Here is a 6,865-nt window from a genome sequence, read left to right on the forward strand (position 1 = left end):
GGAGTCGTCGACAAGCTGACCGGCCGTATCCGCACGCTGCGGAACGGGCAGCCCATACCCTGGAGCGAATGGGCGACAACCGCTTCGGCGGCTGTCGGCAAGGGGTCGCGCGATGCCTTCGCACCCGTGCAGGAGGCCGCCGCAGCCCACGACCAGCACCCGGGGCTCCGCCAGGATCTCTCGGATGCGATCGGCCTCGTTTTCGAGCTGGCGCGAAGGACGATGGCAGCCTACCAGGCCTACAAGCAGACCCACGGCATGATGGACTTCACCGACCAGGAGATGTACGCCCTCGAGCTGCTGGACCGCCCCGGGGTCAGGGACAGGCTGTCGCGCGAGATCGACCTCGTTCTGGTCGACGAGTTCCAGGACACCAGCCCGATCCAGCTCGCGATCTTCCTCAGGCTTGCCTCGGTTGCGAAGCGAAGCGTCTGGGTGGGCGACCAGAAGCAGGCGATCTTCGGCTTCCGCGGCACCGATCCGGCCCTGATCGACGCCGCGATCGAGAGGCTCTGCGAAGGGAACGAGCCCGAGACGCTGCCGAAGAGCTGGCGCAGCCGTCCCGCGCTGGTCGAGCTGACTTCGGCCCTCTTCGTGCCGCCTTTCTCGACCACGGGCATCCCCCCGGGCCGTGTGAGGCTCGAGCCCGCTGTGGAGGAGCCGGCCGAGCCCATGGGGGAGATAGTCGAGCACTGGTCGCTTGAGTCGAAGAACAAGGGCGACGACTGCCAGGCTGTCTCGGAGGCGATCAGCCGGCTCCTCACCGACGGCGTACCGGTGCGCGACCGTGCCACTGACCATGTGAGGGATCTGCGGGCCGGTGACGTCGCGATCCTGTGCAGGACGCGGAATACCTGCAAGCTGGTCACCAGGGCTCTGGAGCAGCGCGGCATCCGCGTGTGCATCCCGAGGCCCGGCCTGCTCGCGACACCCGAGGGCAGGCTCGTCATGGCCGGCCTGAGGCTCTGGGCCGATTCGGGAGATACTCTAGCCGAAGCCGAGCTGGCCTATCTCGAGGAATACCCCGGCAACGGAGACGCGTGGCTTACCCGTGTGGTGGAGGCCGCGGGTGATCGCGCATTCGCGGACTGCGGGATCGTCAGCGCTGTCAGGGAGGCCCGGGAGGCATTCCCGGGGGCGTCGCCCGTCGAGGCCGTCGACTCGGTGATGGAAGCCGCCAGGGCAGTGGAGATCTGCCACAGGTGGGGAAGCACCCCGGCAAGGCTGGCCAACCTCGAGAAACTGCGGGCCCATGCCGTGAACTACCGGAATCTGCGGCTCGAAGAGGGTTCGGCCGCCACGGTAGTGGGCCTGCTGCAGCACCTCTCCGGCCTTGCAGCCGACGAGGCCGACGACCAGGGCGAGGCTTCCGGCCCGGATGCAGTCACGGTCAGCACCTGGCACAGCGCGAAGGGGCTGGAGTGGCCAGTCACGATCCTTTTCGAGCTGGAGAAGGGCGAGAAGGGCAACGCCGCCCTTGGCCTGCATGTCATGGCCGAGGGGGATGTACTCGACCTGGCCGATCCCCTGGCCGGAAGGTGGATGCGCTACTGGCCCAATCCGTACGGGAAGGCATCCAGCGGCGTACCGTTCATCGAGAGGCTGGAAGCGGGCCGCGAGGCGCAGGTGGTCTGCGAGAGGGACCGGTGCGAACGCATGCGGCTGCTCTATGTCGGCTGGACGCGGGCGCGCGACAGGCTGGTGCTTGCCTCGCGGAAGGGCGCACTGGCGAAGGGGGCGCTCGAACTGCTGAAGACCCCGGAATCCGAAGGAGTGACGCAGCCGGAGGCGGACGACGTCACCTGGGCGGGAGTGCCCGTGCGGTTGAAGCGCAGGGAGGCGATGCCCGCCGAAATGGAGGCGGGGCAGCCCGGGCCTGAGCCGATGCTGCCCGAGGGAACGCCCACGGAGTACCCGCCGGCGGTCGTGTATCCCTCGAAAGCCGCTGCCGTCGAAGCCGCTGCCGGAGAGCCGATAGTCATCGGCGATCCCGTGCGGATCGGCCCCGTAGATGCCTGGGACCGCCTGGGGAACGCCGTCCACGGGTTCTTCGCCGCCGACAGGATGAGCTACTCCCCCGAACTCAGGGCAGCCATCGCGGTCCGCCTGCTCGAGGGCTGGGAGGTCGCCCGGGCCATCCCGCCCGCCGACCTGGTTGGCATGGCCGACAGGCTCTGGAACTGGATCCGGACGACGTGGCCGGGCTCGCGCATCCTGCGTGAACTGCCGCTCACGGCCGCAACCGGAGGCGGCGGGACGATGTCGGGCACGGTCGACCTCGTGGTCGATGCGGGCGACAGCCACGTGCTGATCGACCACAAGACGTTCCCCGGGAGCCGCACCCAGGCGACCATGGAAGTGATGAAGTACGCCGGCCAGCTTGCCGCCTACCGCGGCATGCTCGAAGCCACCATGGGGAAGCGCGTCGCCTCCTGCTACATCCACTGCCCCGTGTCGGGGATCCTGATCCCGGTGTCGTTCACTGACTCGAGACCGTAGCAGTATTCCTGCAGGAGGTGTGTGGATGGCTGGCAAGACAGGGTGTTTTGAGATCACGCCTGATCACGTTAGATGGGCTAAGAATCACACCAGCTATTGCCCGGAGAACTATATCGGGAAGAACAAGTACCAGTTCTTTTTGGACCTAATAGAGGATCAGAAAGGGTTATGCAAGTTCTCAGAAGCTAGATTGCTCTTCAGAGGCATTCACGGTAGACCTATTAGAAAACTGTTTGGTTCTCATCCCCTCTACGCATCTGTCGATCATCTATCCCCTCGAGACGACTCAAAAGGACTCTGCATTGTCTGCTACGCTCTGAACGATATGAAGGGTCATCTGCCGTATGACTGCTTCAGAGCCCTGCAGAACACCCCAGCCTGGCAGGACCTGATGGAGGCATGGCGAAAGCTCGCTGAATCGAACGCTAAACCAGATGCATTCAAGTCTTTAATCGAGATGTGGCCGAAGGGTCGCCCTGCGAGCCCCTCACGGAAGTTCGTGCAGATCCTAGTTCCTGAAACCATGACCCATGTAGGGGGAAGCAGCCTCGAGAGCCGGACAAGAACTGTGAAGGTCGACGAGAGAAGCATGGTCAAGGCGCTGACGACCAACGATTATCACGACAACTGGTACTTCCCCGACCCCGATTCGGTGAAGGTCCTCTCGGTCGAGGACTGCCTGGAGGATTCTCCCAATACGACCTGACGACGAACAGGGGCTGAATCGGGCAGCTCCCCGATACGACGAGACCAGGCATCCCTCACAAGCCAGCCTCTGATGGAGTATACCACTAGTAGCATGCACCACAACAATATAACGACATGTGACGATATTTGACAAATGCTGCTATATCATTATAGTACAGCCGGAAAGGAGGTGATCATCATGCCAGGGAAAGATGCGCACGCTTTGGTGGGATTCGCCGCTGGAGTTGCTGCCATACCTGCGTGCAGGAGAGTTCTGACCACCGAACCGAGTCCGATCGAGAAAGGGATAGCGATCATCGCGTCGATGATAGGCTCTTGTACTCCTGATTGGCTCGAACCGGCAGACAGTCCTGAACACAGAGGGTTCTGCCACTCGTACATCGGTGGCATTCTCGTCGCTGCTGGAACCGTTAAGGCGGTTTCCGAGCTTCAAAAGGAGCTCGAGAAGCTCGAGGCGGCCTTTATCTGGTACCGAGAGAACAGAAGGCCGATCCCGACGGAAGACCTTTCGTTGTACCAGGTTCTTCGGTGTATCCTCTGTTTTGTAGCGGGGTTCTCCTGCGGATACGAATCCCATCTGACTCTCGACTGTCTGACTCCGAAGAGCCTGCCGCTGCTGGGGCTCTGAGAAGGGAGGGCTGATGCCCGAAGTGAGGATCGGCGACAGGATCCGCCTGATCCGCGAGAGACAGGGCATAAGCCAGGACACCTTGGCGAAGTGGCTGGGGATCTCCCGCTCGATGCTCGTGCTGCTCGAGTCGGGGGAGACCCAGCCCGGCCTGTCGGTGCTGGACAAACTGGCCTATCGGCTGGGGTGCGATCTCAGGACCCTCGTATCCGGCCCGGCAGGGATCGATCCTGCTCTCGTGATGCTCCGTGCTGATCCTGCTCTCGAGGGGAACGTCGAAGCTTACGAATCCATCCAGAAGTGTCTGAGGATAGGCGAAGAAGCAGCGATTCTCGAGAGTGTCCTCGGAATAGATAGATCCGGAGACGGGCAGATCAGATACCCTTCCGCCGCTCCGTCGTCGAAGATGGACGCTGTGAGGCAGGGCGAGAGGGCGGCCGCCTCCGAGAGACGCCGGCTGGGTCTCGGTGATGCTCCTGTCGACAACATGGTCAGCCTTCTCGAAGGTGAGGGGATCTGCACCTCCCAGACCACCCTCTCAAGCCATGTTTCCGGCGTTTCTATCCTGAGCCCCCACGGGGTCTTCGTCTTCGTCAACAGTTCCCATCCGGTTTCCAGGAGGAGGTTCTCCTTCGCCCACGAGTATGCCCATGTCATCCTGGATCTCAGAGAGGATTCGAGCGTAGTGGTGAGCATCGAGGATGAATCGAACCTGCTCCTCGAGGTGCGTGCGAACGCTTTCGCTGCGGCATTCCTCGCTCCGGATGCGGGATGCAGGTCATTCCTGCAGGAGAGCGGCAAGGGTAGGCCGTCTCGTGTCGAGTACTCGGCCTATGGCGGCGGCGACAGCGTACGGGTGAACGAAAGGAACGTGGCATCCCGGCATTCCGTACAGGCATTCGACATCCTGCTGCTTGCACGGCACTACGGTGTCAGTCCCGAGGTTGCGGCGTTCCGGCTGTCGAACCTGGGGTTCCTCGGCGACGAAGAGAGGGATCGATTCCTCGAAGCCAGCAGGAGCGGGGCTCTCGCTGCTCTGAAGAAGCTCCTCCGGGATCGCCAGTGGTTCGAGGACAGCGAGGACTACAGCTTCTCGTCGAGGATGCTGGGCCTGGCGCTCGAGGCCAGACGCAGGGGCGAGATCACCTCCGGGCGGCTGATCGAGATCGCCGAACTCGTCGGCATCGACAGGTCAGCAGTGGAAGACGCTCTGACGACAGTCGGCGCGGATGACTGATCCAGGGGCCGAACCCAGCGCTGGAACACCAGGACGGCGCAGGATCGTGTTGGATGCCTGCATCCTGATCAACTATCTCAGGCTGGGCCGGCTGGATATCCTAGTGAAGTCGGCGTCTCTGCGTCCTGTCGTCACCCGGTCCGTACTGGACGAGATCACCGACAAGAGTCAGCGGGAAGAGCTCAAGGATTCCATCTCGGCAGGGCGTATCGAGCTGATCGATCCCGATCCATCGGCTCTAGACATGTTCATCGCCGCAATCGAATCGGGCCTCGGTCGCGGCGAGGCATCGTGCATAGCCTTCAGCATTGCGACCGGCATTCTGCTCGGCTGCGACGAGAAGGCCCGATGCTTCAGAAGGCTGACAGAGGCCGCCGGACTGTCTGGCCGCATCGTGACTACTCGTGATCTAGTGGTTATGGCGATACTCGAAGGCAGGCTGTGCATCGACGATGCGAACATCCTCCTCGGCGAACTGAGAACCCGTTTCCGGTTCAATGTCCCGGATATCCGGCAGTGCGAGATCAAGGGCAGCCTGACGATCGGATCGAAGTGAACCGGGCTCGCTGTCTGGAATGCGACAAAAGGGTCAGAACGGCGGGTAGGTGGTTCTCATTGCGCCGCTCGTGTCGAGACGGACACAGGGCCGCCCCGCCAGGAACGAGATGCCGGGCCCGTTCGCGGACATGAGGCCGGCCGCCTCGGCTTCGGCGAGGCGTGCGAACCAGCGTATCTGGTCGTCGGGCAGATCCGCGTCGAAGTAGATGTACTCGTAGAAGCGGTCGAACCACCATGCCCCGCAGGTCTGACACCGGCAGAGAGTCTGCCTGTCGTGGTCGTCCCTGTTCAGGACCTTCTCCGTCTCGAGGAGCGGGTCCGCGCAGCAGTCGAGCCAGGGGGCATCCAGGGCCATCAGTCTCCTCTCGACAGGTGATCCGGCATCGATCTCACCGGGTAGAATTCCGCGAGACTGCGACAGCTCGCGACTGCTTCTCCGAGTTCTTCCGGGGTCAGCATGAAGTGGAGCTTCGTATCCACGCGCTCCCTTTCCGATCCCGAGCCCGTGGGCCTTCCCAGTTCGCACTCCAGAAAGACGGTGAACAGGTACAGCCCGTCGTCCTTCGCCGCCTCGAACGACAGGCACGGTTCCATGAAGCATATCGAGGCCGTGTCCGACTCCAGGGCCGGAAGACCCCCGAGCCAGCCTGCGAGCTGCACCAGTTCGTGCGTCATCAGGCATGAATCGGCAGCGCTCCACGTCCGCCCCTCGGCGTCGACCGCCCGGACCTCGACCCGGAGCCAGTTCAGGTCTTCTTCCGCCCAGATGAAAACCTTGTCAGGGTCGTACGAATAGCGTGCCACACCCATCTCGAACCTCGTGCCGTCACTCGATACCAGTTTCATCTCTCCATCTCCGCATCGGTCGCCCTTTCCAGGGCGCTTCGACGGCCGCCCGCAGGCGGCCGAAGGCATCTCTCACTTCTCTTTCCCGCTCTGGCTCAACAGCTCCATCTCATCGGGGGGGATGGGGAATCCCTCCTCCTCTTGGCGCAGGCGCTCGACCAGGTATTCCCGGGTGTGCCCGAGCTTCCAGCGGAAGTAGCGCATGATCTCGTCGGACTTCGGATGGGAGCGCATGGCGCAGATCTTCTCCCATGTCGTCGCAACGGTGTGGATCCCTTCGGTTCTCCAGTGCGGCCTGATATCCATGGGATAGATGGTGACCAGGAGAACCACGAGCCTTCTGGGGCCCATCGACTGCGCATGACCCGTCGGAAGGTCATCCATCCCGT

The 6,865-nt window shown here is 62.8% G+C and carries 8 protein-coding genes; 5 read left to right on the top strand and 3 right to left on the bottom strand.

Features of this window, described 5'->3' with window-relative positions; translation table 11 throughout:
* The 5 genes from QUS11_02065 to QUS11_02085 form a co-directional block, all read left to right on the top strand.
* Positions 1 to 2,499, top strand: a 2,499-nt coding sequence (locus QUS11_02065; protein MDM7992077.1) for a UvrD-helicase domain-containing protein, incomplete at its 5' end; no start/stop codon positions are given.
* A gap of 25 nt (positions 2,500 to 2,524) precedes the next feature.
* Positions 2,525 to 3,205 carry a hypothetical protein gene (locus tag QUS11_02070; protein ID MDM7992078.1) on the top strand — a complete coding sequence of 227 codons (681 nt, stop codon included), beginning with the start codon at positions 2,525 to 2,527 and terminating at the stop codon, positions 3,203 to 3,205.
* A 180-nt stretch (positions 3,206 to 3,385) separates the two neighbouring features.
* Positions 3,386 to 3,835, top strand: coding sequence for a metal-dependent hydrolase (locus tag QUS11_02075; GenBank protein ID MDM7992079.1), 450 nt, complete (start codon positions 3,386 to 3,388; stop codon positions 3,833 to 3,835).
* Positions 3,836 to 3,848: 13 nt separating this feature from the next.
* Positions 3,849 to 5,072 (top strand): XRE family transcriptional regulator, encoded by a 1,224-nt coding sequence (locus tag QUS11_02080; GenBank protein ID MDM7992080.1) that lies wholly within the window; start codon positions 3,849 to 3,851, stop codon positions 5,070 to 5,072.
* Positions 5,073 to 5,121: 49 nt separating this feature from the next.
* Positions 5,122 to 5,628, top strand: coding sequence for a hypothetical protein (locus QUS11_02085; GenBank protein MDM7992081.1), 507 nt, complete (start codon positions 5,122 to 5,124; stop codon positions 5,626 to 5,628).
* A 33-nt stretch (positions 5,629 to 5,661) separates the two neighbouring features.
* Here QUS11_02085 and QUS11_02090 read toward each other — a convergent pair whose 3' ends face one another.
* From QUS11_02090 to QUS11_02100, 3 genes are all read right to left on the bottom strand, one after another.
* Complete coding sequence (locus QUS11_02090) at positions 5,662 to 5,985, bottom strand: hypothetical protein (protein MDM7992082.1); 324 nt, start codon at positions 5,983 to 5,985, stop codon at positions 5,662 to 5,664.
* The gene (locus tag QUS11_02095) at positions 5,985 to 6,476 is read right to left on the bottom strand and encodes a hypothetical protein (protein ID MDM7992083.1); all 492 of its coding nucleotides are present in this window, start codon (positions 6,474 to 6,476) and stop codon (positions 5,985 to 5,987) included. Before QUS11_02095 ends, QUS11_02090 begins: the two co-directional genes overlap by 1 nt.
* A gap of 72 nt (positions 6,477 to 6,548) precedes the next feature.
* A partial coding sequence (locus QUS11_02100; GenBank protein ID MDM7992084.1) for a hypothetical protein occupies positions 6,549 to 6,865 on the bottom strand: 317 nt, incomplete at its 5' end.

The sequence above is a fragment of the Candidatus Fermentibacter sp. genome, assembly GCA_030373045.1.
GTDB lineage: Bacteria > Fermentibacterota > Fermentibacteria > Fermentibacterales > Fermentibacteraceae > Fermentibacter.

Bases quoted from the DNA above. Each gene is read 5' to 3' on its own strand.
- QUS11_02070 (MDM7992078.1), top strand. From the start codon at position 2,525: ATGGCTGGCAAGACAGGGTGTTTTGAGATCACGCCTGATCACGTTAGA.
- QUS11_02075 (MDM7992079.1), top strand. From the start codon at position 3,386: ATGCCAGGGAAAGATGCGCACGCTTTGGTGGGATTCGCCGCTGGAGTT.
- QUS11_02080 (MDM7992080.1), top strand. From the start codon at position 3,849: ATGCCCGAAGTGAGGATCGGCGACAGGATCCGCCTGATCCGCGAGAGA.
- QUS11_02090 (MDM7992082.1), bottom strand. From the start codon at position 5,985: ATGGCCCTGGATGCCCCCTGGCTCGACTGCTGCGCGGACCCGCTCCTC.
- QUS11_02095 (MDM7992083.1), bottom strand. From the start codon at position 6,476: ATGAAACTGGTATCGAGTGACGGCACGAGGTTCGAGATGGGTGTGGCA.